This window comes from Aliiroseovarius halocynthiae (assembly GCF_007004645.1).
Taxonomy (GTDB): domain Bacteria; phylum Pseudomonadota; class Alphaproteobacteria; order Rhodobacterales; family Rhodobacteraceae; genus Aliiroseovarius; species Aliiroseovarius halocynthiae.
In genome coordinates this window covers 573807-599427 of sequence record NZ_ML660019.1, presented here as the reverse complement: position 1 = coordinate 599427, position 25621 = coordinate 573807, and the positions used below count along the sequence as shown (strand labels likewise).

Sequence of the window (25621 nt, the reverse complement as noted above, 5' to 3'; positions counted from 1 at the left end):
TCTTTCTTCCTTACAGTTTCACGCCAGAGAAGGACATAAAGGCCATCGCCATCAGTCCAGCCGTGATAAAGGTGATCCCCAGCCCTTGCAGGCCATCAGGAATGTCCGAGTATTTCAGCTTTTCGCGCACCCCTGCCATCGCAGTGATGGCCAGCGCCCAGCCGAAGCCCGACGAGATGCCGTAGGTCACCGATTCCGCGAAGTCATAGCTGCGTTCCACCATGAACAACGAGCCACCCAAGATGGCGCAGTTCACCGTGATCAGCGGCAGGAATACACCCAGCGCATTGTAAAGCGGCGGGAAGTATTTATCCAAAACCATCTCGAGGATCTGCACCAGAGCGGCGATCACGCCGATATAGGAAATCAGACCAAGAAACGTCAGGTCGACATCCGCAAAGCCTGCCCAACTTAGCGCACCGGGTGCCAACAGATAGGTCAGGATCAGGTTGTTGGCCGGGACCGTAATCGACTGCACGACCATGACCGAAATGCCCAGACCAATCGCGGTCGAGATCTTCTTCGAGACAGCGATGAAGGTACACATGCCAAGAAAGAAGGACAGAGCCAGGTTTTCAACGAAGATCGCCTTCACGGCGAGGGAGAGAAGCGCTTCCATCAGTGGGCCTCGACCGTTTGAATTTTGTATTCACGCTCTTCGACCTGACCGGGTTTCCATGTACGGAACGCCCAGATCAGCAGGCCAATAATGAAGAATGCAGACGGGGGCAGAAGCAGCAGACCGTTAGGGACATACCAGCCACCGTTATTCACAGTTTCCAGAATGGTCACGCCAAACAGGCTGCCCGAGCCAAACAGCTCGCGGATCACGCCGACCAGCATCAGGATCAGGCCATAGCCCAGCCCGTTGCCGACGCCGTCAATGAAGCTGTCGATCGGGCCGTTTTTCATGGCGAAAGCCTCGGCCCGGCCCATCACGATACAGTTAGTGATGATCAGGCCCACGAAAACCGACAGGGTTTTCGAGATCTCGTAAGCGAAGGCCTTCAGCACCTGATCCACCAGGATCACCAGTGAAGCGATGATCACCATCTGTACGATAATACGGATCGACCCGGGGATCTGGCTGCGGATCATCGAGATAAACATGGATGAAAACGCCGTCACCAAGGTCACCGCGATGGCCATAACGAAGGCCACCTGAAGCGACGAGGTCACCGCCAGTGCCGAACAGATCCCTAGCACCTGCAGGGTGATCGGGTTGTTGTCGACCAAGGGGTCGATCAGCATCTCTCTGCGTTTATGGGCCATCAGATATCCCCCGCTTTCAGATTTGCCAGGAAGGGCGCATAGCCGCTCTCACCCATCCAGAAGTTCAGAAGGTTGTGAACACCAGCAGTGGTCAAGGTCGCCCCTGCCAGCGCGTCGATGTGGTAGTCCTTACCAGCTGCCGGAACCGCTTTGGTCACGCTGATCTGAAGCTGCCCGCTTTCGTCGGCCAGTTTCTTGCCATTCCAAAGCGACTTCCAACGTGGATTGTCCACTTCGGCACCCAGACCCGGGGTCTCGGCGTGTTCATAGAATTGCAGTGCGAAGATGTCGTTGCCGTTCTCTTCCAGCGCAATGAAACCATAGAGCGTCGACCACAAGCCATAGCCGTGGATCGGCAGGATCACCTTGTCGATCGCGCCCGCGTCGTCGCGCAGTAGATAAACGGTGACGAACTTGCCCTGACGCACGATGCCTGCCGGGTCGTCATCCAGAGCAACCGAAGTTGCAGGATCGTCTGCAGCGGTGCGGTCATCAAAGCTGGCCACGTCAAATGCGTCTGTGAAGGTACCGGTTTCCAGTTCAAGAACGCGGGCCTCAAAAGCTTGGAAGCTTTCGACCACATCTGCGTTCGGATCATAGATGCCTGCGACTTGCAGAATGTTGATCTGCTTGTCTTTCAGCGCGTTGACCTCTTGCAGCGGGCGCAGCGCCACGGCAGCGGCCGACACGATCATCGAGGCGACAAGGCAGAGCGCCACAGCCACGAAGACCGTTTTGCCAACCGAGTCGGCGGGCGCATCAAGAAAGCGGCGGATGGGGCCTTTTTTGGTGTTCAGATCGTTATCAGACATGGCGTTTTGCCCTGCGTTTGATGTTGGCCTGAACGACGAAATAGTCGATCAGCGGAGCGAAGACGTTGCCGAACAGGATCGCCAGCATCATGCCTTCCGGGAAAGCCGGGTTGATGACGCGGATCATCACGACCATGAAGCCGATCAGCGCGCCATAGATATAGCGGCCCGTGTTGGTGTGCGCGCCCGAAACGGGCTCGGTCACCATGAAGACCAGACCGAAGGCATAACCGCCCAGCACAAGGTGCCAGTACCACGGCATCGCGAACATCGGGTTGGTGTCAGAGCCGATCCAGTTCAGAAGCAGTGAGAAGCCGATCATCCCAGCCAGACAGCCGACAACCATGCGGTAGTTGGCAATCTTGGTGACCAGAAGGAAAATCAGACCAAGGATACAGGCAAGGGTCGAGGTCTCGCCCATCGAGCCGGGCACGAAGCCATAGAAGCTGTCCCACCAGGTGATACCGCGCGCGGCCAGTGCCTGAACGCCGTCCGAAGCGGATACTGCCAGCGCGGTTGCGCCGGTGAAGCCATCGACCGGCACCCAGACGCTGTCGCCCGACAGCTGTGCGGGATAGGCAAAGTACAGGAACGCACGGCCCGTCAGTGCAGGGTTCAGGAAGTTCTTGCCGGTGCCGCCGAAGACCTCTTTACCGATAACCACTCCGAAGATGATGCCAAGCGCGACCTGCCATAGGGGCGTGGTTGCGGGCACGATCAGAGCGTAAAGCATTGAGGAAACAAGGAAGCCTTCGTTCACTTCGTGCTTGCGCACCGTAGCGAAAATGACCTCGAAAACACCGCCTGCAACTAGCGTGACGATATAGATCGGCAGGAAGTATAGAAGCCCATGCGCCATGTTGGCAAAGGTGCTGGCCGGGTTGAACCCGATGCCCAGCGCCTCAATGATTGCGGCACGCCAGCCCGCGGCACCGAACTCGGCAATCGCCATGTTGGTCTGAAAGCCGGTGTTATACAGCGCCATCAGGATACAAGGGATCGTCGACAGCACCACATAGGTCATGATGCGTTTCATATCGACATATGACCGCGCATGGGGCGCCACGGTTGTGACCGTTTTCGGCGTGTAGAGAATGCTTTCCACCATCTCGTAGATGGGGAAATATCGCTCGTATTTGCCGCCTTTTACGAAGTTCGGTTCGATCCGATCGAAAAAATTACGCAAGCCCAAAGGTCTACCCCTCTTTCTCGATCTTAGTCAGGTTGTCGCGCAGCGCCATCCCGTATTCATATTTCGCAGGACAGGCAAAGCCGACAAGACCAAGGTCTTCTTCGTCCAGTTCAAGCGCACCCAGCGCCTGTGCCTGATCCGTGTCCATCACCAGAAGCGCGCGCAGAAGCTGCGTGGGCAGAAAGTCCTGCGGCATCAGCTCTTCAAATGTGCCGGTGGGCACCATCGCGCGGCGACCGCCGTTCAAGTTCGAGGTCAGCGGGAATTCTCGCTTGGCAAAGGCTGATCCCAGAACCGGCTGAACCGCGTATTTGGCGAACATCGGGCGGATCCAACCCATCGGGATCTGCTTCGTATCTTCTTCGATCAAGGTGATTTGACGGGCGTAGCGGCCAAGATAGCCATCCGCGCCCTCGCCCGCACGACCGCTGAGGACCGAGCCCGAGATCATGCGCACCTGCAGATCCGCGGGAATATCACCTGTCACCAGATCCGCCATCGACGCACCCGCAATGGTGCGAACCAGACGCGGGTTGGCACATGCCGGGCCAGCCAGCGAGATGACGCAGGACGCATCATACGTGCCGGTTGCCAACAGACGACCAATGACGATCACGTCCTGATAGCTGATGGTCCAAACCGTCTTGTCCGCGCGGGGCGGCTCTAGGAAATGCATATGCGTGCCGGGCAGACCTGCCGGGTGCGGACCTGCAAATGCGGCGGCTTCAACACCGGCGATGTCTTGCCCTGGTAGGGTCACACCATCAGCCTGACACAGATAGGTCTTACCGTCGCTCAGCGCAGCAACCGCTTCCAGACCATTGGCGAAAGCGTCCGCATCCTCAGCAATGATCACGGCAGGATCGGCGGCCAGCGGCTCGGTATCCATGGCGTTCACGAAGATCGCCGCCGGACGGCTGGCCGGGTCAGGCACCTTAGAATAGGGACGTGTACGGAACGCGGTCCACAAACCGGCCGCGCACAGGCGCTGGGTCAGGCCCTCAGGCGTTGACAGGTCACCGGCATTTGAGAAATCCACCGGTTGGGCGGCATCATTGGACACTTCGATTTCGACGCTGATCAGTTTGCGGCGCGCGCCACGGTTGATCGCTTTGACGGTACCTGCCACGGGCGACACGACATGCACATCCGGCATATCTTTGCTGATCAGGATCGGAGCACCTGCCCCAACCACATCGCCTTCTGCGACCAAGATCCGCGGCTTCCAGCCGACATAGTCATCCCCCAGCACCGCAACCATGCGCGGCGACGGGCCATCTTCCACGCCCGGTTTGGGGGCGCCAGTAATCGGAATGTTCAATCCTTTGCGTAGCTGAAAACGCTGCACAGTGTTCACCTCTTAGATTGACTTGCCGCTATATGCCCGAACTCAGCCGTGGTCGAAAGGCCCTTTTTTCACTGTGAATAGCATTTCTTGAAATTGTGAACGCCATTTTCTTGTTGAAAAGAGCATAATTCTCTAAGAGAAGCCTGACTGATTATCGAAATACGATCCGATCGCGACTGAAAGAGGTTCCGCTGTGCCCGACATGATCAAATTCTCACGCCGTTCCATCCTGTTCATGCCGCTGGCCTTGGCCGCTTGCAAAGGATCCGCTGCTCGTGTCTTCAACCTGTCGGGCCTGACGATGGGGACCACATATAACGTTGTGGCCATCGACTCGTCGAAAAGCACGAACGAAGCGGATGTGAAATCTGCGATCAATGGCGCGCTGGCGGAAGTAAACCAGCAGATGTCGAACTGGGATCCCAACTCCGAGATTTCGCGCTTCAACGCAGCCGCCAACACGGCGCCGGTTCAGGTCTCGCCGGAACTGGCGCATGTGATGAAAGCAGCCGACACCGTATATACAGCAAGCGAAGGCCGCTTCGACACCACAATGGGCCCACTGATCGAGCTGTGGGGCTTTGGAGCGCCGGGCAAGCGCCCGATGCCCGCACAGGCCGAAATTGACAACGCTTTGGCATCGGTCGGTCACCACAACACGATCAGCGTTGGCGCCGACGCGCTTCAGAAAAAACAAGCAGATGCACAGGTTTATCTGGCTGCCATCGGCAAAGGCTATGGCGCTGATCGCGTGGGTCAGGCGCTCGAAGCTCTGGGCATCACCGACTATATGGTCGAGATCGGCGGCGACCTTTACGCTTCGGGCCGCAATCCCGATGGCCTACCCTGGCAGATTGGCATCGAAACCCCAGCTTCGCTGAACAACGGCGTCTTTGACGTGGTTGGCATCTCGGGTCTGGGGCTGGCGTCGTCCGGCGACTACCGCAACTATTTCGAACAGGACGGCCAGCGCTATTCGCACGTGATTGATCCGGCCACCGGCCAGCCGATCACGCACCGCACTGCCTCGGCCACGGTTCTGGCTGAGGATTCGATGATGGCTGACGCATGGGCCACCGCGATGCTGATTCTGGGCCGCGAACGAGGTCTGGAAATTGCGGCTGCCCATGACGTTGCTGTGCTGTTTGTCGAGCGTGATACCGAAGCGTCGACACTGCAGTTCAAGTCGTCCGCAAGCGACGCCTTCACCCGCCTGACCGCCTAACGAATCGGAGCATTCTCATGGCCACCTTTCTTCTGACCTTTGGCGTTTTGCTGATCATCATGCTGGGCATGGCGCTTGGCGTGATCATGGCAGGGCGCACCATCAAAGGCAGCTGTGGTGGCCTGAATGCGATCAGCGACGCGGATCAATGCCTTGTGTGCAGCAAGGAAATTGACCCCAACAGCCCGCTGCGCGACCGCCTGCAAGGATGCCCGCGCAAGCGCAAGATGCTGGAGAGCATACAGGCCGAAAGCTAAGGCACGCGCCCTACCCTGCTGGCGACAATGGGACAAAGCCCAAAATCAACAGCCCGGCGGCTGCCAATATCCCATAGGCCCACAGCAAATAGCGTGGGCCTTCTGCTTTCCAGACCCGGCGATATTGATACCCACAAAAGCATGCCAACACGAAAATCACCGTGGCAAGCGGGGATGAAAGCGCGAGCTGTGACATTTTTTGTCTCCTGAATGCGATTGCTGGGTTATGCTACCTATACGCGCCTACAGCAAACAGTTCAGGGAGGAGAGCATTCATGCCCACGTCGTATCAGGCCCCCATGCGGAAAGATCGCGAAGGATCGCAAAGCCATAGCCAGGATCCGACCAGCAATCTCAAGACCAAGTCTGCCGTTGTAGGAGATATCCTGAGCCGCAAAGGCGCTGCTGTGATTGCTATTCGCCCCGGCGAAACACTTGGGCGTGCCGTCGAGGTGCTTCGGGATGAACGAATCGGTGCTTTGGTCGTTACGGATGAGGCCGGCGCGCTGTGCGGGATCCTGTCAGAACGCGACATTGTGCGAAAATTGGCGGATACGCCAGGCCAAACCCTGCCGCAGCTTGTTCAGGACGTCATGACCAAAGAGGTCGAAACCTGCAGCGCCGAAGACGGGCTCGTTTCGGTTCTGAAACGGATGAGCGACGGGCGCTTTCGCCACATGCCAGTTATGGGCGACGCGGGGCCGGTTGGTATGGTGACAATCGGGGATGTCATTAGCCACCGCTTGAACGAGGTCGAACACGAAGCCTTGCAGCTTAAGCAGTTGATAGTGGGATAACGCCCTCAGACCGTGGCGGCATCAATTCCGTGTGCCCCATAAGGCATGAGATGTATCACGCGATTGCGCAAGCAACCTGACGCAGAAGGCTGTCTCTGCAAGGATCGTCAGCGCGTTGACCAAGTTCCGCACCAAGCCCTGTAGCGATGATTACAAGATACTGCAATTCAGCGAACCCAGCTTCGCGAGCTAGGTCGCGCGTCGGAGCTAGGTTGGCTATCTCTTCACTGGTCGTTATGCGTTTCGCGCGCGTGTGCTCGTGTGCTTCACTATCGTGGCATTGACGCCGGGGCGGTTCGCGCGCTGCCCTGCCCAGACCGAGACCAAAACAATGACCGCGCCAATCGCCTGCAAGAACGACAGCGATTGCCCCAACACCACCCAGCCCAGCAGAACCGCTGTCACCGGGCTCATCATGCCTAACATGGAAACAGCACTGGGTTCGATACGGGCCACGCCCCGGAACCAAAGCACATAGGATGCGGCCGCACCGATAAGGCTCAGCCAGATCAGTCCTGCGACACTGGTCGCCGATAGCGGCGGCAAGGGTGGCTCGAACATCAGTGCAAACGGCAACAATATCAGCCCCCCGGCGGTCAGCTGCCAGGCGGTGAAGCTAAGGGCTGAAACCGGCGGTTGCCATTTGCGGCTAAGCACCGTGCCGGCTGCCATGGAGCCCGCACCGCCCAGACCAGCGGCGACGCCTAAGGGATCAAGCGCTGCTTCGGGCCCAACCAACAACAATGCAACGCCAAGGATGCCCAAGGCAGCCGCGGCAACGGCTCCTGCTCTGATCGGTGTTCCAAGCCAACCGCGCGCCATCAAAATGACCATCATCGCTTGAAGCGCTCCAAGTGTCGCCGCGACCCCACCGGGAAGCCGGTAGGCGGCGACGAACAATAGCACCCAGAACAAGGCAAAGTTAAAGCTGCCAAGCAAGAAGACGCGCCCAAGCCATACGCGTGGCGGAAGACACCGCGTGAGCATCAACAATAGCAGCCCCGCGGGAAACGCCCGCAGCGCCGCGATGGTTACCGGATAGCCTGCAGGCAATGTCTCAGTCGTGACAAGGTAAGTGCTCCCCCAAACCACTGGCGCAAGCGCCGTAAGAACAACATCGGCTATGCGAGACATTCTCATACCTCCCAATTGCCAAGTGGGCAGACATATTCGGAGCCGGAACAGTAAAGAACACGGGTCATAGGAACCTCTCAGGGCTTAAGGTTTTGTTGCCTGAGAGGATCGGAGAAGTGGCCGCCGGGATTAACCGGCCCGCAGTAATTTCACTCTTCACGCCTATTAAGGAATACTAGGGGTGCATTATAATGCGCAGATGATCGAGAAACGCCGTTACCTTTTTATCCATGCCGAGCCGTGAGGATGTCACAGCAAAGATTTCAGGTGCGGGCAGTTCCCAGTCGGGAAGCACTCTAACCAGCTCGCCACGCGCGACCGCATCCTTTGAAACGAAGTCTGGCAATGTGCCGATGCCTTGTCCCGAGATCAACAGATCGCGCAATACAAGACTGTTACCGACCCGGATGGTTGGGTCGAGATCCAAGGTCACCGTTTCAGACTGACCATGAAGAGTCCAAGCCGCAAGGTGATCTGCCAACAGAAAGCCGATGATGCGGTGGTTCGGAATGTCTTGCGGCGAGTGCAAGCTTCCGACGCGATCTAGGTAGGATGGAGCCGCAAAAACCTGCTGCCGCACCGTGCCTAGCTTGCGCGCCACAAGCGCAGAGTCAGGCATGGCCGCACGGATTCGGATCGAAACATCAAATCCGCCTTCCACCATGTCGACCACCCGGTCATCCATTGACAGTGAAAAGCGCAGGTCAGGATAGGTGTCGAGAAATTTTGGCAGGACAGGTGCAATCACCGTCTGCCCGAAAGAACTGGAGGCATTCACTTTAAGATGACCGCGAACCGCCCCGGCCCCGTCGCGTATGCGTGTTTCCATCTGAGACACGCCCTCAAGAATGCCCGTCGCTTCGTCGTAGTAGAGCTGCCCGGCTTCGGTAAGCGACATCGAACGTGTCGTGCGGGCGAGCAATACGGCTCCCAGACTTTCCTCAAGCAGCTTAACTTCGCGGCTCAAAAGTGCAGGCGAAACCCCAAGATCTTCCGCAGCGCGCGCAAAGCTGCCTCGCTCAACGATACGGCGAAAGGCGTTCATGACAGAGAGTTTGTCCATTTTTGTCTCGATCATCTTGGGGAACACCTAACTTTAGTGTTCGCACACGTCTAAGTACACCTGCAAGACAGCTTCGCGCGAGAGGTTCCAGGGGAATTGATTGTGAGCTCATCTCTCCTTCATCGGCGCCTTCCGCGACATCCGCAGGTGTGAGGCCCCAGCAGCGGAATGCTTTTCTAGACTGCTGCCATGAAGAGTATTCCAGTCAATCATCGCGCCCAAAGCTTACGCCAGCTTGGGCGCGAGGCTGCCTTTAATTGCATCTCAGAAATTTCACACACAACCGACATCGCCCGCCATTTCCGGTCCCGAGTAGACCTAGGCAATGGTGACCCGATGCCGCCCGAACACACCGGCGCAATCCATCCGCTATGCTTACAATACTCGAAGTTGGTCGTTCGCGCTGCGGAGAACAAACTGATACCTCACTATGATAGATCCAGTAAACGCTCCCCAAACGAACGGGCCGTATACAGGGTCGCTTCGCTTCCTTGACTGTGGCTTGCTGCCACGAAGAAGGAATGTCAGAATGTCGACGCCCCGGGATTCCACACTGATCTTGGCGTTTCTGTTCACCCAACCGTCAGAAACACACAGACAAGGCATTTTGACCGACACCCATAGCAGTTTCGTGTGCCTCTGGGCAGCTGCGACCAGCCCTATATGGCCGACAAGTCAAGGGCCTTGGATTTTGATGTTGTTCATCCATCGCTCGGCAAATGATGGCAGCAAAATCCATCAAGAACGGCCATGACACTACACACCATGGCCGCCCATTTTGAAGTGATCCGGTGGATCAGTCCATCCATTCAAATGGGCGCGTGAATTCGCCCAGACAATGTTTGACCGCATCATAGTCCACATCGCCCGTGGCTTGCAGGCGGGCCACCAGACCACGTTTCTTGTCGTCCAGCACCTCGGCCACATGGGCAGCGTGGCCTGCATCCGCCAAAGCTTTGTTATAGATCCGAGTAATTGCTGATTTGCGCAGGTCGGGCTTAAACACCTTCCCAACAGCGGTCTTGGGCAATTCGTCCAAGATCTCGATATGCTTGGGCAACGCAGCTTTCTCGTGGATGTGGCTTTTGGCAAAGACCATCAGCTCTTCCGTAGTGACCTGAGCACCGCCCACAAGTTCGACATAGGCACAGGGCAATTCGCCCGCGTAGCTGTCAGGCTGACCAATGGCGCCAACCATGGCGACGGCCTCGTGTCCAGCCAGAACTTCTTCGATCTCTGCGGGGTCAATGTTGTGGCCCCCACGAATAATCAGATCCTTGGCCCGGCCGGTGATCCACAGGTATCCATCTTCATCCAGCCGCCCCAAATCTCCAGTACGCAAATGCGTCCCTTGCGCGAACAGATCGCGGTTCTTGGCGGCTTCGGTATAGGTATGGCCCGCAAAGACACCGGGGTTGGACAAGCAGATCTCGCCGACCTCGTCCACGCCATGCTCTTTCGACACGTTTCCATCCCCATCGCAGGTCAGGATTTTCACATCTGTGTAGGGGAACGGCACGCCCACCGAACCCACCTTCTTCGCGCCGGTGGGCGGGTTGCAGGACACCAGGCAGGTGGCTTCCGTCAGACCATAGCCTTCGACGATATTCACACCGGTCGCGTCAACAAAGCGGTTATAAAGCTCGATGGGCAGCGGTGCTGACCCCGAGAACGCAGTTTTCAAGGACGAGACATCTGCATCGACCGGACGCTGCATCAGGGCGGAAATCGCAGTGGGCACCGTGATCATAAAGCTAACTTTATAGCGTTCGATCAGCTTCCAGAAATTGTCAAAGACGCCATCGCCGCGATAGCCTGCGGGCGTTGGGTGCACAAAATGCGCACCAGACATCAGACAGGCCATCCAAATCACGTGAACCGCAAAGACGTGGAACAGCGGTAGCGGACACATGATCACGTCTTTTTCATTGAACAGCAGGTTTGCACCCAGCCAACCGTTATAGACCATGCCGGAATACTTGTGCTGCGCGACCTTGGGCGTGCCCGTGGTTCCGCCGGTGTGGAAATACGCTGCGACCCGATCGTCTGTCTTGTCCTCGAAATCCAGGGTGGTGTTCTGGCGCTTCAGCTCGGTCACAAAGTCCAGCACTTTTGCGTTGTGCTTCACCGGGTTCTTCGGGCGGATCAGCGGTACAATCCAGCTTTTCGGCGGCTTCAGATACTTGTTCAGGTCAATCTCAAGCACCGTCTTGACGTTCGGGGCCATTGCGACGGCTTCGTTCGCCAGTTGGGCAACTTCGGATTTCGGGAAAGCCTTCAAGGTCACCAGAACCTTGGCATTGGTTTCTTTCAGGATACCCGCCACCTGTTCGGCATCCAACAGCGGGTTGATCGGGTTTACGATCCCGGCGATCCCTGCCCCCATCAGCGCATAGATCGTTTCGTTAGAGTTCGGCAGCAGAAAGGCCACCACATCATTTTCTTCGATGCCCAGCGCACGGTACATGTTCGCAGCCTGACACGAACGTTCGAACATCTGTTGCCATGTCACAGTTTCCTTGGGATCCGTCGGGCCGGATGTGATCTGGAACGAGGCCGCAGGGCGATCCGGGAAAGCGCGCGCTGTGCGCTCGATCATCTGGTAAAGCGTCTTGGGTTTATCCCGCGCCTCCCAGCTCATTTCTGCTTCGACAGCATCCCGATCGATCATCGATCCAAATTCATACATCATTCGTCCTCCCTACGCCCGATTTCAGGCCTGTTTGGAAGCTGAGAATGATCTGAAACGTCCATTCTCGCAAGTCTGACGTGACGTGGAATTTACGTTTACGGAAGGTAAGCGCCATGAAAGTCGAAGCAAGTGGCTTTAGATCTGTCCTTCGGTGAACTGCAACCGCGCCAGACGAGCATATAGGCCGTCTTGCGCCACAAGCTCGTCATGGGTGCCCTGCGCGACGATCCGGCCTTCATCGAAGACAACGATACGGTCGGCTTTCTTCACAGTCGCCAACCGGTGCGCCACGATCAGGGTCGTGCGGCCTTGGGCCAGCTCATCTACCGCGCCTTGCACCAGACGTTCGCTTTCCGCATCAAGGGCCGACGTCGCCTCGTCCAACAGCAAAATCGGCGCGTCGCGCAGGATCGCGCGCGCAATGGCGATCCGCTGCTTTTGACCGCCCGACAGCATCACGCCGCGTTCACCCACATAGGTGTCATAGCCTTCGGGCAGGCGCGACAGGAAGTCGTGTGCAGCGGCGGCTTTGGCAGCAGCTTCCACTTCCGCATCCGTCGCATCAGGACGGCCAAAGCGGATATTGTCGCGCGCTGAGGCGGCAAAGATCACCGCGTCCTGCGGGACCAGCGCCACGTGCTTGCGGAAGTCATCGCGGCGCATGTCGCGCAGATCGACACCATCCAGCTTCACCGCCCCGCTTTCGGGATCATAGAAACGCTGGATCAACTGAATGATTGTGGTTTTACCCGCGCCCGAAGGACCGACAAGTGCGACGGTTTCGCCCGCGGTGACATTTAAGGTGATGCCTTCAAGCGCCGCCTGGCTGGGGCGTGCAGGATAGTGGAATGTGACGTCTTCAAATGCCAGCGCACCGGTCGGGCGTGATGTGATCGCCGTGGGCTGTGCGGGGTCATTGACCTGATCTTCGGCGTTCAAAAGCTCGACCAGACGTTCCGTGGCCCCTGCTGCGCGCTGAATTTCGCTCCAGATCTCAGACAGCGCGCCAACTGCGCCTGCCACCATCACCGAATATATGACAAATTGCACCAGCGCCCCAATCGAGACCTCGCCCGCCGTCACATCGCGCATGCCGATCCACAAGACGCCGACCACACCCGAGAAAATCAGTGATATCACGATCACTGTCATGATTGCACGCGTCAGGATGCGCCGTTTGGCGGACAAAAAGCTTTCCTCGGTCAGACAGGAAAACTCGCTGCGGCTAAGGTTTTCGTGGGTGAAAGCCTGCACGGTTTGCACAGACGAAAGCGCCTCGGACGCGTTGCCCGAGCTTTTGGCGATCCATTCCTGATTTTCGCGCCCCAGCACACGAAGACGGCGGCCCAGCACGACGATTGGCACGATCACAGCGGGCACGATCAGCAGCACCAACCCGGTCAGCTTGGCCGAAGTGAATAACATCAGGATCAGCCCACCGATAAAGATAAACACGTTGCGCAACGCGACAGAAACGGACGAACCGATCACAGACAGGATCAGCGTCGTGTCGGTTGTGATGCGCGACAGCACCTCTCCGGTCATAATATTTTCATAGAAAGCGGGGCTCATCCCGACGACACGATCAAACACCGCTTTGCGGATATCTGACACGATCCGTTCACCCAATCGGGTGACAAGATAATAGCGAAGCCCAGTCCCCAATGCGAGCAGCGACGCAACAGCGAGGGCTGCAAGGAAATACTTGTCCAGAAGCTGCGGCGTCGCTTCACCGAAGCCATCAACCACGCGGCGCACCGCGATGGGCAGGATCAACGAAATCCCGGCGGTAAACACCAAGGCGATGAGGGCGGCGAAGATCCAGGCGCGATAAGGGCGCATGAACGGCCACAGACCCGACAATGCTCCGATACGTTTGGATTTCTCGCGCTCGTCCATCTCGACGCTGGACGCCCCTGCCTGTCTTGCCATGTGAACTGCTCCTTTGATGCACGGATACCGAAACCACCCTTTGCACACAAGCGGCATTGAATATCTGCGTCAAAGGGACCCGAGCGGACGTGCTTTCTTCAATGACTCATTCCCGCTATTAATGGGATGCAAGAATATCGAGTATCGGAGCGCATATCATGTTCACTGCATCAAATCAGCGTCTGGCCGCTATCGGGATTTCCCTTGCATTGCTCGGGGCCTGCGCCACACCACAAAAACAGTGTATTGCGCGTGAAACGGCCGAGTATCGCGCCGTCAGCGCACAAATAAAGAAGTTGGAAGAAACGTCGGCACGTGGATATGCGCTGCACCGGCAAACCATCCCCTATACCGATACACGCATCTGTCGCGTGAAAGGAAAAGAGCCTTTTCTCTGCCCCAGAACGCGTTTTCGCACGATCGAGACACCCGTGAGCGTAGACATGGGGGATGTGCGCAAAAAGCTGGAGCGGCTAAAGGCGCAGCGCGTCAAGCTTTCCCCTTCCGCAGCCGCCGCACGTGACGCGTGTATCCGGGCCTACCCAGAATAGCCGCGACTTGTCTCCCAAAAGGCAATTTGCGCGCTTATCTAGGGAACAGAAATCTTGATCGCCGAAGGTTTACCACCCTGCCCGAAGACACGCACCAAGATACTGCCTCCATTCTTAAGCCTTTGCGCGGCTTTGGAATCAACACCACCGCGGGCGACAAGTTTTTGAAGGCTTTTGCGACTTTGGCTGCTGCCAAAATAAGGGTCCCACTGATCTCCAGGCTGGCTGACGCCAAAACGGTGATAGTTTGCCCGATCCCGGCGCAAAACTTTCCACGGCTCTGACAGGGCCGCCCCCTTGTCATTCGTGAGGTCTGACTTCCCGATGAAGACTGTGAAAGAGCCAAGCTGCTCTTGCGCCACAGCGACTTGTGACGCCATGGCCATAACCAGCGTCAATGCAGCCCTTTTCAACATTTGAGTGTGCTGGCTCATGCCCCATTCCTTACCTACACACCGACCAGCGGCGTGACAAAAGAATGGGGATCCCGCACCCCAAGGTCAATGGTGGGCAGCCTGACCGTGGCTTATCTGCCACCCGTGACCGTTAAACCCAGCATTCGCCACGCGTGCATGCCACCACGATAATAGTAGATTTTGTCGGCCGGAAAGCCGGCTTCGATCATACGACGGGCGGCGGTGGGGGACTGACCACACCAGTTTCCGTTGCAGAACAATGCAACTGGCTTGGCCGCGTCACAGACAAACCCGTCGAAATCCAGCTCGCAACCCAGTTCATCCAGACGATCTGGCGCTTCGTTGTAGGGGATCGAAATCGCACCCGGGATGGTGCCCGTTTCGTGGTCGGAGGTGACCCGACTATCGACCACAATCGCCTCGGGATCTTGCAACATCTCGAGAAGCTCAAGCTCGCCGATAGGTGTGACGCCGGGCGCAGGCACCATCGGCTGCACGCAGAAATTCGGACAGTTGCGCGAGGTGCGCGCCCATTCACCCGACAGCTCGTGCGCGGGGTCATCAATGCGCGAGATTTCGACCGCGCCATTTTCAGTCTGAACCGTCACCCCGGGCATATCCGGGGTAATGTTGACGTCAGCAAATACGGGGGCGGCACAAAGGCCAATGGCCGCCGCAATCAGAAAAGATTTCATGTCGGTTCCTATGATCAGGATCAGTTAAACGTCTCGAACACATCATACATGACGGGTTCAAAGCTTTTACACAGGGTCGCGATCTTGCGGTTCCGCTCGCGCATTTCTTCGGTGCGCAGCATCGCCTGGAAATCCTCGCGCCGGGTCCATTGGCTGTAATTGGCAATCCGCGTCTGGGCATCATTCACATGAAGCCCCGCGCCGACGAAACCCGGCTGCTTCGAGATGAAGCTCTCATAGGCATCCGACAGCGCGTCCAGAAGATCCTGACAGGTGCCGGGCGTCATCTCGAACGTGGTGATAACGGTTTGATAGTCGGGGGCTTTGCTGATTTTGGGCATGGCTTCCTCCTTATACGAAGAAGCCTAGCCCGATTTGGATTACATATGAATATGTTATCTTGCCTTTGGGTCAGTCAAAAATGTCGAAAAGCTCGGACAGAACCGATTTGCGGCGCTTTTTCTTATAGCGTTTGGCGTGGCGATAATCGTCGTCGTCATAGTCGTCATCATACTTGCGCTTGCGCGACGCTCCGGGCTTCATCCCCGCGCCGCGTTCCATGTCTTCGCGCGACCGCATACGCCGGGGTTCGCTTTGACGAACGGGGTCAGACGGTGGCGGAGGCGGCGCCACATACGGGTCCGGATCGTCCAGTTCGACCGCAGGCGTGGCCTTTTCGATGATCTTGTCCAGCTCTCCCCGGTCCAACCATACACCACGGCATTTGGGGCAATAGTCGATCTCGACCCCTTGGCGTTCGGTCATCAAAAGCTCGGTTCCGTCTACCGGACATTTCATCTTGGATCCTCCTGTTCTGGGGATCATGTAAGAACGAAAAAGCGGGCCGCAAGGGGCCCGCTTTTCGATCACGCCAGATGGGAATGCAGGTCAGCGCGACACGTGAACCGCACAGGGTGCGTGGCGTACAACACGCGCGGCCGTCGATCCCAGGAAGAAATCCGTCAGGCCCGGGCGGTGCGAGGCGACAACGATGCAGTCGACATTGTTGTCTTTCGCATAATCGACAATTGCATGGCCCGCATGGCCCGAGATTACGGCAATCGCCACACCTGGAGTGTCTTTCAGTTCCTCTTGCAAACGGCGTTCCAGCTCGTTCACATTGTCTTCCAATTGGCCTTGCGGCAGATATTGCGCAACGTAAGCGGGCACTTCTTCCATGACGTGCAATGCCGTGATCTTTGCGCCATCTTCGGCAATCGCGTTGGCAATTTCCAGTGCTTCTGCGGTGTCGCGATCGTGGTCAAGTGCGATCGGGACCAGAACGTTCTTGTACATGGGTCAGCTCCTTCATGGGCTTCAAGTCGTCTTATCAAAAACATAACGCGCGAAAGATCCCGGCAACATGACACAGGTCAAATACCCCTCTTTTCTTGTCGGGCTTTCCTTTTTACTCTGACACCATGAAAATACTGACCAACACGCCTGAGCTGCTAGTTCTGGACCACAAGCCATGGCTGATATCTTTGGCCATGATGGCGGGAATGCTGATCTTTCTGGGCGTCGGCATCACGGCCATCACGCAGGGCGAGTGGGTCTTTGGTCTAATGTTCGGCGGGATTGGCGGATCGGTCTGGGGCATCTGCTTTTTGGTCTTCACCAAACGGGTTCAGATCATCTTTGACACCCATGCCGGGCAGATCGTCAAACGCACGCGATCGTTCTTTGGGTATGCTCAGGACGTTTATCCACTGTCCCCATTATGTGGGGCCGAGCTGGAAGAGACTCGCCGCGACGGTTCAAGCATGTACCGGCCCGTCTTGGTCATGACGGGGCAGCCAAACCTTCCGGTTGTGTCCTATTACACCAACGGGTCCGGCCCACGCCGCACGACCGAGGCCGTCAATCGGTGGCTGGAAACGCGATCTACCCCAATGCAGCTTGACTCTGACTCGTCAAAGCCGTAATCCCACCCCAAATCTCGGAAGTGCGAAACTTCCGGTCCCATGGCCCAATGCCGGGATCGCCCCCTGTCAGCGTGTTACGCCCACAGGGGCCATCGTGTTTTGGGCGTTTGGAAAAGCGCAAACCCGCCCCTATCTTTGGGGAAACGAAACGGCAAAGGAGCCGAGATATGTTCGAGAGTCTCTCAGATCGCCTGTCTGGCGTCTTTGACCGTCTGACGAAACAGGGTGCGCTGTCCGAAGATGATGTGAAAACTGCCCTGCGCGAGGTGCGTGTGGCGCTGCTTGAGGCTGACGTCTCGCTGCCTGTCGCGCGTGATTTCGTCAAGAAAGTCCAAGAACAAGCCACAGGTCAGGCCGTCACCAAATCTGTGACCCCCGGCCAGCAGGTCGTCAAGATCGTACATGATGCGCTGGTTGATGTTCTGACCGGCGAAGGCGAACCCGGCGCACTGAAGGTCGACAGCCCCCCTGCCCCGATCCTGATGGTCGGTCTGCAAGGTGGCGGTAAGACGACTACGACCGCGAAGCTGGCCAAGCGCCTGACCGAAAAAGACGGCAAGCGGGTTCTGATGGCCTCGCTCGACGTCTACCGTCCCGCCGCTATGGATCAGTTGGCGGTTCTGGGCACGCAGATCGGCGTGGATACCCTGCCGATCGTTCCCGGCCAGAAACCCGTCGACATCGCCAAGCGTGCCAAGCAACAGGCAACGATGGGCGGCTATGACGTCTATATGCTCGACACTGCCGGTCGTTTGCACATCGACGAAGTCCTGATGGGCGAGGTCGAAGAAGTCTCGGCCGTTGTGAACCCGCGCGAGACCCTGCTGGTGGTTGACGGCCTGACCGGTCAGGTCGCTGTCGAAGTCGCGCAGGAGTTTGACGACAAGGTCGGCATCTCGGGCGTCGTTCTGACCCGTATGGATGGCGACGGACGCGGTGGTGCAGCCCTGTCGATGCGTGCTGTCACCGGTAAGCCGATCAAGTTCGTCGGCCTTGGCGAAAAGATGGACGCGCTGGAAACCTTCGAGCCCGACCGGATCGCAGGCCGTATTCTTGGCATGGGCGACATCGTTGCTCTGGTTGAGAAAGCCCAAGAAACCATCGAGGCCCAGCAGGCCGAGCGTATGATGAAGCGCTTCCAGAAGGGTCAGTTCAACATGAACGACCTGAAGATGCAGCTGGAGCAGATGATCAAGATGGGCGGTATGCAGGGGATCATGGGAATGATGCCGGGCATGAAGAAAATGGCCAAACAGGCCGAAGACGCTGGCATGGACGATAAGGTCCTGAAACAGCAGATCGCGCTGATCCAGTCGATGACCAAGCGCGAACGTGCCAACCCTCAGATCCTTCAAGCCAGCCGTAAAAAGCGTATTGCCGCTGGTGCCGGCATGGAGGTCAGCGACCTGAACAAGCTTCTGAAAATGCAGCGCCAGATGGGCGACATGATGAAGAAGATGGGCAAGATGGGCAAAGGCAAGATGCTGAAACAAGCCATGGGTGGCATGTTCGGCAAAGGCGGTGGCATGCCCGATATGGGCGGTATGGACCCCAGCCAGATGGACCCGAAAGCGCTGGAACAAGCGGCTAAGGCAATGGGCGGCAAGCTGCCCGGTGGCCTACCCGGTCTGGGCGGCGGTGGACTGCCCCCCGGCCTGTCCGGGTTCGGGAAGAAGAAGTAACCCCGCATGACCGTCACGATCGAAACCCCGCGCCTGTTGCTGCGCCAGCCCGAAATGGGCGACTGGGAGGCCATCGCCGCCTTTCTTGGGTCGGATCGTGCGCGTATGATCGGTGGGCCCTATACCCGTCGCAATGCATGGCGCGGTTTTGGCCACATGGTCGGCCACTGGACCCTGCGCGGCTTTGGCATTTTTGTTGGTGTCGACAAGGCCAGCAGCCAGCCAGTTCTATCTGCCGGTCCGTGGTATCCCGAAGGCTGGCCCGAGCACGAAATTGCATGGTCCGTCTGGGCAGAAGAGGCCGAGGGAACCGGGCTGGCCCATGAGGCGGCATTGGCGACCCGCGACTGGGCGTTCACAGAATTGGGCTGGACCACTGCCGTCAGCTATATCGACGAAGCCAACACCCGTTCGGCCGCGCTGGCCCGGCGCTTGGGCTGCGAAATCGACCCGAACGCCCGGCGTTTCGAGGATGATGAAGAGATGGGGGAAGACGCCCCCTATCACATCTGGCGCCACCCGGCACCCGATACGGATGGCACCCCGGAGGCTTACGCATGAGCCCCGCAGTCCTGACCACCGATCGCCTGATCCTTCGCGCCCCCGAAGCGCGTGACCGCGATGCCTTTGTTGGCTTCTGCATGGATGAGCGTTCAAAATGGTTCGGTGGACCGCTGACCTCATCCGACGCACGCGATGCTTTCGACACTTGGATGTCCATGGCCGACGCAGCTTCGCAAGGCGAATGTTACCTGTCCATCGCGCTGCGCGATACCGGCGAAACCATCGGCCGTGCAGGTATCCGAAGTGGCGATGACCGCCCGGAAGCCGAGATCGCATACGCGCTGTATTCGTCAGATCACGAGGGGCAAGGGTTTGCCTCGGAGGCTGCGGTTGCTCTGCGTGAGTGGGGATTTGGGGCGCTTGGGCTTGACACTCTGGTCAGCTATATCGCCCCGGACAATCACCGTTCGGCGGCGCTTGTACTGCGCATTGGTGCGACGCAGGATCCAACCGCCACCCCGTGGCCGAAATATGATGACCTGAATGTCTTTCGTCACCCAAAGGGAAGCTTCTTATGACCGACGCATCCACCCGCGCTGCTGACCTTCTTAAAGAACATCGCGAGTCGATTGATCGGCTGGACGCGATCCTTGTCTATACGCTGGGCGAGCGGTTCAAGCATACGCAAGCCGTGGGTCAATTGAAAGCCGAACACGCCCTGCCCCCATCCGACCCGGATCGGGAAGCCAAACAAATCGAACGTCTGGAAGATCTGGCCACCCGCGCCAATCTGGACCCCGAATTCGCCAAGAAATTCCTGAACTTCATCATTGATGAGGTCATCAGGCATCACAAAAAACATCAGGAATGACAGGGCACACGCCCTTCAAATAGCTAGTAAAAAGGAAAACTCTCATGGCTATGAAAATCCGTCTTGCCCGTGGTGGCTCGAAAAAACGTCCCTTCTATCGCGTTGTTGCTGCAGACTCGCGCATGCCGCGCGATGGCCGTTTCATCGAAAAGCTGGGCACCTATAACCCGCTGCTGCCGAAAGATTCGGAAGAGCGCGTAAAGCTGGACATGGAACGCGTTCAGTACTGGCTGGACCAAGGCGCACAGCCGTCGGACCGCGTAAGCCGCTTCCTGGAAGCCGCCGGTGTTCTGGCCAAGAAAGAGCGCGCCAACATGAAAAAAGCCGAGCCGGGCCAGAAAGCCAAGGATCGTGCTGCCGAGAAAGCTGAAAAAGCTGCTGCCGCTGCTGAAGCTGCCGCTGCTCCGGCTGAAGAAGCTGCTGCCGAGGAATAAATCCTTCGGACTGGATCTGACATGCACGCCTTTTCAGACGAGTTTCAGTCGGATCTGGAAGATCTGATGCGTTGGCGGCGCGACGTGCGCCGCTTCCGCACGGATCCTGTGGACGAGGCATTGCTGACGCAGTGCCTCGACGCGTTTTTGATGGCCCCTTCGGTGGGGTTGTCCGAACCGTGGCGGGTGGTGCGGGTCCAAAGTGACCCAGCCCGCGCCGCCGCGCTTGAGAATTTCAAGGCCGCCAACGCTGATGCACTGTCCGGCTATTCCGGCGACAAGGCGCAGCTTTATTCTGGCCTGAAACTGTCCGGGATGGAGAACGCCCCCATCCAACTGGCGATTTTCTGCGACGACGCAACCGACAAAGGCGCGGGTCTTGGCGCAAAAACTATGCCCGAGATGCGGCGCTATTCCGTTGTCTCGGCCATTATGTTGTTCTGGCTGGCAGTGCGCTCGCGCGGGCTGGGGCTGGGTTGGGTGTCGATCCTTAATCCTGACCAACTCTGCCGCGATCTGGACGTGCCCAAGAACTGGAGCCTTGTCGGTTATTTCTGCCTTGGCTGGCCCGAGGAAACCGCCGATAGTCCTGAACTGGAAAAGGCCGGGTGGGAACGCCGCCGTGGTTCGCTTCCTGTCGATATAAGGTGATGCCAAATGGGTTTGCTTTTTCATCCGGTGAAGTTGATCATACTTGTCAGCGCAGGGTTTACCGCCGGCGTGGTCTATGAACGCGGCGTCTTGGGCGATAAGTGCGAGGCGCGCGGTGGCAAAATGGAACAAGGTGTCTGCATAGGTGCAAAATGAGTGACGACCGGATTTGTGTAGGAAGCATCGCGGGCGCTTATGGCGTTCAGGGCGATGTGCGCATCAAAAGCTTCTGTGCCGAACCGACGGCCATTGCGGATTACGGCCCGCTTGCGTCGGAAGACGGAAAACACAGCATTCGCCTGACGTTGCTGCGTCCGATCAAGAACGGTTTCTCTGTGCGGATCGACGGCGTTGCAACGAAGGAAGAGGCCGACGCCCTGAAAGGCGTAAAGCTTTACGTAAGCCGTGATGCCCTGCCCAGTTTGCCGGATGACGAATACTATCACACCGATCTGGTCGGCCTGACTGTATTGGACACTGGCGGGCAGGAACTTGGCAAAGTCCATGCCGTGCACAATCACGGCGCATCTGATGTGCTTGAAATCAGACTGCCCGGAAGCTCGGCCACCGCTCTTTTGCCATTCACGTTGGAGGCGGTCCCAACGGTCGATTTGGCATCAGGTCGGATTGTCGCGGATCCGCCCGAAGGCGTTTTCCCCGACGCAGACGGCGCCTAAAGCCGGAATACCTTTTCAGCGCATTTCAGGATGTTCCGAAACCGGTGTTGCTGCCCGGACCGCCGGTCAGTGCGCTGCTTCGGAATATCCCGCCAGTCCCCCAACAGGCGAATGGGCAGGATGTAGCGCAGCGCGGGCTGTGACAGGTCTTTCAGATCGCCCCCATATCCCCGCCAGAACGGATCCAGCGCTGGCGTATCTGGGTCGGCGTCAAACCAGCCATGGAAACGCACCAGAAACTTCGCAAGGTCATGCGCGGTAGTCACGGTTCGAACCCCATCGAAATCCAATCCGAGGGCACCCTTCTCCGTGATCAATAGATTGCGCAGATGCAAGTCTCCGTGTGCCACGGCGATTGGGGTTTCTTCCCCTGTGACGGCCTCGGCCATCGCAGGGATCTGATCGACATAGGCCATGAAAAGGTCCCGCCTAGGCACATCGTGACTGCGATCCATGACCTCGGACCGCATTGTGGCAACCCAGCGCAGCATAAAATTCGGGTCGATGGGGCGCGGGCTTTGCAAGGTCGACCGATGAAAACGGCCGATCCACCGACCGCAGGCTTCCAGTATGTCGTCAGATTTAGCCAAACCCAATTCGGCCAGTCCAAGCATGTCATGTGCGGTTCTGCCTCCGATGTGACGCATGAGCAGACTTCGCGTTTCGGGATGGATCGATAAGATCTCGGGAACCGCGCACGGTCCGAGATTGTCGAGGGCCTTCTGATGCCCGCCTAGGCAGCGCTCGAACTCTTCCAGTGAATCCCCACTTGCAAAGGCCTTTAGAACGACATCAACGGCATCTACATCATCCACACAATCAAGATTGGTCAGGCGCACAACGAACCGCCGCCCTTTGTTCGACACCCGATGTGCCAAAACCACCGACGTCAGGTGGGCCAGATGCGGACGCAGCCAATCATGTTGGGCAGCAATCACTCGCGCTTGGCTCTCGACAGAATGGCAATCTTCAACTTCGCGCAAAAGAGCACCTCGACGGTTTGCATTTCACTCTGACTGTCGTAGATAGCCGACATGTCCAAGGTCAACAAAAATAGCGCGCCGTCTCGTTCCCCGAAATCCCGTGGCCGTTCTCATGGCCGCCTTGCCATTTCGGCAAGCCTAAAGCCGCGCGAGCTGATGACGGATACACCGCGTATTGCGGGCACATGGACGGCCAAGGTGATCACGCTGTTCCCGGGCGCGTTTCCCGGTGTGCTTGGCGAAAGCCTGACCGGAAAGGCCCTGAAAGACGGCGGCTGGGCCTTAGAGCCCATTGACCTGCGCGTCTTTGGTGAAGGCAAACACCGCAACGTGGATGACACGCCCGCTGGTGGCGGGGCCGGTATGGTGCTGCGCGCGGATATTCTGGGCCGCGCCATCGACATGGCGCAGCGTGGCGTGCCGTCGGATCGGGCGAAATGGCCAATCGTCTACATGTCGCCACGCGGGAAACCAATGGATCAGGCCACCGCGCGCCGGTTTGCAGATTGCGACGGAATGACCATCTTGTGCGGGCGCTTCGAAGGTGTCGACGAACGCGTGCTGGAAGAATACCAGATCGAAGAGATCAGCCTTGGCGACTTCGTTCTAACAGGTGGAGAGATCGCCGCCCAAGCCATGCTGGATGCCACCGTCCGACTGCTTCCCGGCGTTCTGGGCAACGAGGCCTCGACCGAAGAAGAAAGCTTTTCAGCCGGGCTTCTTGAACATCCGCAATACACCCGCCCCGCCGAATGGCGTGGCCGCACAATTCCCGAGGTCCTGACCTCGGGCCACCATGGCAAAGTTGCCGCGTGGAGACGGGAAATGAGCGAGAAAATTACCCGTGAGCGCAGGCCAGATCTGTGGGATGCCCTGTCGCCGGATCAGGACGACACCTGATCACGTTCTCTTTGACTTTCTAAAGGTTGCACAACAATGGAAACCCTTCTTGAACAGGTCCAAAGCTATGGACCTTTGGCCCTGAGCGTTACCAAGGCTTTTGCCACGCTGATCATCGGCTGGATCGTCGCCAACGCCCTTGGATCCTTGGCCCGTCGCAAGGTGAACAACACACCCGACATTGACCCGACCCTTGGTAATTTCATCGCTTCGATGGTCAGATGGGTCATTCTTCTGATGGTCCTTGCTGCTGTTCTGAGCATCTTTGGCATTCAGGCGACAAGCCTGGTTGCCATGCTCAGTGCGGCGACGCTGGCCATTGGTCTGGCACTGCAGGGCACGCTTAGCGACATTGCGGCTGGTTTCATGCTGACGCTCTTTCGCCCCTACAAGCTGGGACAGTTCGTCGATATCGGCGGCACGGCGGGTACGGTGAAAGACCTGAACCTCTTCGTGACCGAGCTGGTGACCCCGGATAACGTGCAGGTGATTGTGCCAAACGGACAGGCCTGGGGCTCGATCATCCGCAACTTCTCGCATCACGATACGCGTCGCGTCGATCTGGTCTTTGGCATTGATTATGCTGACGACATCGACAAGGCGATGCAGATCATCACCGAACTGGCACAAGCAGACGACCGCATCCACGCCGACCCTGCCCCATGGGTCCGCGTGACCAATCTGGGTGACAGCAGCGTCGACCTGACCACCCGTGTCTGGTGCGACAACGCGGAATACTGGAATGTGAAGTTCGAACTGACCAAAGCGGTGAAAGAGGCGTTCGACGCCAAGGGCATCTCGATCCCTTATCCGCATTCGGTGGAAATCAAGAAAGAGGCGTAATCCCGCCTTCCCCTGCGCCAAGTTGGACGAGGCCGCTCTGCAAAGACGCGGCCTCTTTCTTTATGCGCGGGCTTTATGCGCGGGTCAGTCGCTCATTCCCCGCGATGCCCAAGCGCGGCAACCGCGTGCTCCCATTTTTCAACCTGTTTATCGGTAGGGTGGCTGGCCTGTGCGAAGTGGATCACACGGGCAGGCTTTAGCCCCACAAACTCTAGGATTTGTTTCCTGAGCTGCCAAAACAGCGGGCGATGCAGGAAGAAACGGAAATACCACCACGGGCTGTCCGAGGTCAGGATGACCCGTGCCGATCGACCCGTCAACAGGGGCTTCGGCAGGCCCTTACCGCGCGAATCAAAGACGATGCCCGGCAGAAACGTGCGGTCAATCAAGCCTTTCAGTTTGGCAGGCAATCCGCCCCACCACATCGGGCTGACGATCACCACGTGACCCGCCCATTTCAAATCCTCCAGAAACTGCTCAAGCACCGGCTCAAGCGGTTTGTTCTGTTTGTATCCACCAAAGCCGTAATCCGCATCAAACGCCATGTCGTGAATATGCAGCATGCGAACATCGTGCCCTGCCGCCTTGGCCGCGTCCGCATATTGCACTGCCAAGTGCTTGTTCAGCGATGTTTCGGCGGGATGACCGTTCAACACCAATATCCGTTTCTGCGTCATGTCACTCTCCAAATTGACCACGGTCATTTTCTTCGCACACAAAATTGACCGCGGTCAATAATGAATTTTGACCATGGTCAAAATATGT

At 57.7% G+C, this 25621-nt stretch carries 32 protein-coding genes; 15 read left to right on the top strand and 17 right to left on the bottom strand.

Features of this window, described 5'->3' with window-relative positions; genetic code table 11:
- Window positions 1–10 precede the first annotated feature (10 nt).
- From nqrE to FIL88_RS03060, 5 genes are read right to left on the bottom strand one after another with little or no spacing between them, the layout of a single operon-like run.
- The gene (gene nqrE, locus FIL88_RS03080) at window positions 11–619 is read right to left on the bottom strand and encodes an NADH:ubiquinone reductase (Na(+)-transporting) subunit E (RefSeq protein WP_108856976.1); all 609 of its coding nucleotides are present in this window, start codon (window positions 617–619) and stop codon (window positions 11–13) included.
- Window positions 619–1272, bottom strand: coding sequence for an NADH:ubiquinone reductase (Na(+)-transporting) subunit D (locus FIL88_RS03075; RefSeq protein WP_142852334.1), 654 nt, complete (start codon window positions 1270–1272; stop codon window positions 619–621). The genes nqrE and FIL88_RS03075 overlap by 1 nt, the downstream gene beginning before the upstream one ends.
- On the bottom strand, window positions 1272–2084 hold the full coding sequence (locus FIL88_RS03070) for a Na(+)-translocating NADH-quinone reductase subunit C (protein ID WP_142852333.1): 813 nt from the start codon (window positions 2082–2084) through the stop codon (window positions 1272–1274). Before FIL88_RS03070 ends, FIL88_RS03075 begins: the two co-directional genes overlap by 1 nt.
- Window positions 2077–3276: an NADH:ubiquinone reductase (Na(+)-transporting) subunit B gene (locus tag FIL88_RS03065; protein ID WP_142852332.1), complete on the bottom strand. Its 1200-nt coding sequence runs from the start codon at window positions 3274–3276 to the stop codon at window positions 2077–2079. The genes FIL88_RS03070 and FIL88_RS03065 overlap by 8 nt, the downstream gene beginning before the upstream one ends.
- Before the next feature lie 4 nt (window positions 3277–3280).
- The gene (locus FIL88_RS03060) at window positions 3281–4624 is read right to left on the bottom strand and encodes a Na(+)-translocating NADH-quinone reductase subunit A (RefSeq protein WP_142852331.1); all 1344 of its coding nucleotides are present in this window, start codon (window positions 4622–4624) and stop codon (window positions 3281–3283) included.
- A 202-nt stretch (window positions 4625–4826) separates the two neighbouring features.
- On the opposite strand from FIL88_RS03060, the gene FIL88_RS03055 reads away from it, so the two are divergent.
- The gene (locus tag FIL88_RS03055) at window positions 4827–5849 is read left to right on the top strand and encodes an FAD:protein FMN transferase (RefSeq protein ID WP_246066595.1); all 1023 of its coding nucleotides are present in this window, start codon (window positions 4827–4829) and stop codon (window positions 5847–5849) included.
- 17 nt (window positions 5850–5866) lie between these two features.
- Window positions 5867–6106: a (Na+)-NQR maturation NqrM gene (nqrM, locus tag FIL88_RS03050; protein WP_142852330.1), complete on the top strand. Its 240-nt coding sequence runs from the start codon at window positions 5867–5869 to the stop codon at window positions 6104–6106.
- Between the two features lie 10 nt (window positions 6107–6116).
- On the opposite strand, the gene FIL88_RS03045 is transcribed toward nqrM, so the two are convergent.
- On the bottom strand, window positions 6117–6302 hold the full coding sequence (locus FIL88_RS03045) for a hypothetical protein (protein ID WP_142852329.1): 186 nt from the start codon (window positions 6300–6302) through the stop codon (window positions 6117–6119).
- Window positions 6303–6381: 79 nt separating this feature from the next.
- On the opposite strand from FIL88_RS03045, the gene FIL88_RS03040 reads away from it, so the two are divergent.
- Window positions 6382–6903 carry a CBS domain-containing protein gene (locus FIL88_RS03040; RefSeq protein ID WP_142852328.1) on the top strand — a complete coding sequence of 174 codons (522 nt, stop codon included), beginning with the start codon at window positions 6382–6384 and terminating at the stop codon, window positions 6901–6903.
- A 234-nt stretch (window positions 6904–7137) separates the two neighbouring features.
- On the opposite strand, the gene FIL88_RS03035 is transcribed toward FIL88_RS03040, so the two are convergent.
- From FIL88_RS03035 to FIL88_RS03020, 4 genes are all read right to left on the bottom strand, one after another.
- Window positions 7138–8037: an EamA family transporter gene (locus FIL88_RS03035; RefSeq protein WP_142852327.1), complete on the bottom strand. Its 900-nt coding sequence runs from the start codon at window positions 8035–8037 to the stop codon at window positions 7138–7140.
- A 175-nt stretch (window positions 8038–8212) separates the two neighbouring features.
- Complete coding sequence (locus FIL88_RS03030) at window positions 8213–9100, bottom strand: LysR family transcriptional regulator (RefSeq protein WP_142852326.1); 888 nt, start codon at window positions 9098–9100, stop codon at window positions 8213–8215.
- Between the two features lie 796 nt (window positions 9101–9896).
- Window positions 9897–11792, bottom strand: a complete 1896-nt coding sequence (locus FIL88_RS03025; protein WP_246066594.1) for an acyl-CoA synthetase — start codon at window positions 11790–11792, stop codon at window positions 9897–9899.
- A gap of 135 nt (window positions 11793–11927) precedes the next feature.
- The gene (locus tag FIL88_RS03020; protein ID WP_142852325.1) at window positions 11928–13724 is read right to left on the bottom strand and encodes an ABC transporter transmembrane domain-containing protein; all 1797 of its coding nucleotides are present in this window, start codon (window positions 13722–13724) and stop codon (window positions 11928–11930) included.
- Window positions 13725–13882: 158 nt separating this feature from the next.
- On the opposite strand from FIL88_RS03020, the gene FIL88_RS03015 reads away from it, so the two are divergent.
- Window positions 13883–14275 carry a hypothetical protein gene (locus FIL88_RS03015; protein ID WP_142852324.1) on the top strand — a complete coding sequence of 131 codons (393 nt, stop codon included), beginning with the start codon at window positions 13883–13885 and terminating at the stop codon, window positions 14273–14275.
- Between the two features lie 38 nt (window positions 14276–14313).
- On the opposite strand, the gene FIL88_RS03010 is transcribed toward FIL88_RS03015, so the two are convergent.
- The 5 genes from FIL88_RS03010 to FIL88_RS02990 all read right to left on the bottom strand — a co-directional run bounded on the left by FIL88_RS03010 (window position 14314) and on the right by FIL88_RS02990 (window position 16682).
- Window positions 14314–14709, bottom strand: a complete 396-nt coding sequence (locus FIL88_RS03010; protein WP_142852323.1) for a hypothetical protein — start codon at window positions 14707–14709, stop codon at window positions 14314–14316.
- A gap of 92 nt (window positions 14710–14801) precedes the next feature.
- On the bottom strand, window positions 14802–15386 hold the full coding sequence (locus FIL88_RS03005; RefSeq protein ID WP_142852322.1) for a rhodanese-like domain-containing protein: 585 nt from the start codon (window positions 15384–15386) through the stop codon (window positions 14802–14804).
- A 20-nt stretch (window positions 15387–15406) separates the two neighbouring features.
- Window positions 15407–15727 carry an antibiotic biosynthesis monooxygenase family protein gene (locus FIL88_RS03000; RefSeq protein WP_108857005.1) on the bottom strand — a complete coding sequence of 107 codons (321 nt, stop codon included), beginning with the start codon at window positions 15725–15727 and terminating at the stop codon, window positions 15407–15409.
- 70 nt (window positions 15728–15797) lie between these two features.
- Window positions 15798–16184: a TFIIB-type zinc ribbon-containing protein gene (locus tag FIL88_RS02995; protein ID WP_142852321.1), complete on the bottom strand. Its 387-nt coding sequence runs from the start codon at window positions 16182–16184 to the stop codon at window positions 15798–15800.
- A gap of 90 nt (window positions 16185–16274) precedes the next feature.
- Window positions 16275–16682, bottom strand: coding sequence for a universal stress protein (locus FIL88_RS02990; protein ID WP_142852320.1), 408 nt, complete (start codon window positions 16680–16682; stop codon window positions 16275–16277).
- A 125-nt stretch (window positions 16683–16807) separates the two neighbouring features.
- Between FIL88_RS02990 and FIL88_RS02985 the strand changes: the two genes are divergently transcribed.
- From FIL88_RS02985 to rimM, 9 genes are all read left to right on the top strand, one after another.
- Window positions 16808–17311 (top strand): hypothetical protein, encoded by a 504-nt coding sequence (locus FIL88_RS02985; protein WP_142852319.1) that lies wholly within the window; start codon window positions 16808–16810, stop codon window positions 17309–17311.
- Window positions 17312–17478: 167 nt separating this feature from the next.
- Complete coding sequence (gene ffh / locus FIL88_RS02980) at window positions 17479–18993, top strand: signal recognition particle protein (protein ID WP_142852318.1); 1515 nt, start codon at window positions 17479–17481, stop codon at window positions 18991–18993.
- 6 nt (window positions 18994–18999) lie between these two features.
- Window positions 19000–19554, top strand: coding sequence for a GNAT family N-acetyltransferase (locus tag FIL88_RS02975; protein WP_142852317.1), 555 nt, complete (start codon window positions 19000–19002; stop codon window positions 19552–19554).
- The gene (locus FIL88_RS02970; protein WP_142852316.1) at window positions 19551–20075 is read left to right on the top strand and encodes a GNAT family N-acetyltransferase; all 525 of its coding nucleotides are present in this window, start codon (window positions 19551–19553) and stop codon (window positions 20073–20075) included. Before FIL88_RS02975 ends, FIL88_RS02970 begins: the two co-directional genes overlap by 4 nt.
- A complete protein-coding gene (locus FIL88_RS02965; RefSeq protein ID WP_142852315.1) occupies window positions 20072–20368 on the top strand; it encodes a chorismate mutase in 297 nt (98 codons plus the stop codon). The genes FIL88_RS02970 and FIL88_RS02965 overlap by 4 nt, the downstream gene beginning before the upstream one ends.
- Before the next feature lie 44 nt (window positions 20369–20412).
- Window positions 20413–20802, top strand: coding sequence for a 30S ribosomal protein S16 (gene rpsP / locus FIL88_RS02960; RefSeq protein WP_142852314.1), 390 nt, complete (start codon window positions 20413–20415; stop codon window positions 20800–20802).
- A gap of 21 nt (window positions 20803–20823) precedes the next feature.
- The gene (bluB, locus tag FIL88_RS02955) at window positions 20824–21453 is read left to right on the top strand and encodes a 5,6-dimethylbenzimidazole synthase (RefSeq protein ID WP_142852313.1); all 630 of its coding nucleotides are present in this window, start codon (window positions 20824–20826) and stop codon (window positions 21451–21453) included.
- A gap of 6 nt (window positions 21454–21459) precedes the next feature.
- Window positions 21460–21609 carry a hypothetical protein gene (locus FIL88_RS16610; protein WP_185960822.1) on the top strand — a complete coding sequence of 50 codons (150 nt, stop codon included), beginning with the start codon at window positions 21460–21462 and terminating at the stop codon, window positions 21607–21609.
- Entirely contained in the window at window positions 21606–22130 is a 525-nt protein-coding gene (rimM, locus tag FIL88_RS02950; RefSeq protein ID WP_142852312.1) for a ribosome maturation factor RimM, read from the top strand. The genes FIL88_RS16610 and rimM overlap by 4 nt, the downstream gene beginning before the upstream one ends.
- Here the strand turns inward: rimM and FIL88_RS02945 are convergent.
- The gene (locus tag FIL88_RS02945) at window positions 22127–23113 is read right to left on the bottom strand and encodes a phosphotransferase (protein WP_142852311.1); all 987 of its coding nucleotides are present in this window, start codon (window positions 23111–23113) and stop codon (window positions 22127–22129) included. The genes rimM and FIL88_RS02945 overlap by 4 nt on opposite strands.
- Before the next feature lie 51 nt (window positions 23114–23164).
- Here FIL88_RS02945 and trmD point away from each other — a divergent pair, with 51 nt between their 5' ends.
- Together trmD and FIL88_RS02935 are read left to right on the top strand one after the other, a co-directional pair.
- The gene (trmD, locus tag FIL88_RS02940) at window positions 23165–24013 is read left to right on the top strand and encodes a tRNA (guanosine(37)-N1)-methyltransferase TrmD (RefSeq protein WP_142852310.1); all 849 of its coding nucleotides are present in this window, start codon (window positions 23165–23167) and stop codon (window positions 24011–24013) included.
- A 36-nt stretch (window positions 24014–24049) separates the two neighbouring features.
- Window positions 24050–24856 carry a mechanosensitive ion channel family protein gene (locus FIL88_RS02935; RefSeq protein ID WP_142852309.1) on the top strand — a complete coding sequence of 269 codons (807 nt, stop codon included), beginning with the start codon at window positions 24050–24052 and terminating at the stop codon, window positions 24854–24856.
- A 92-nt stretch (window positions 24857–24948) separates the two neighbouring features.
- Here the strand turns inward: FIL88_RS02935 and FIL88_RS02930 are convergent, their stop codons facing one another.
- Entirely contained in the window at window positions 24949–25533 is a 585-nt protein-coding gene (locus FIL88_RS02930; protein WP_142852308.1) for an NAD(P)H-dependent oxidoreductase, read from the bottom strand.
- Window positions 25534–25621 lie beyond the last annotated feature (88 nt).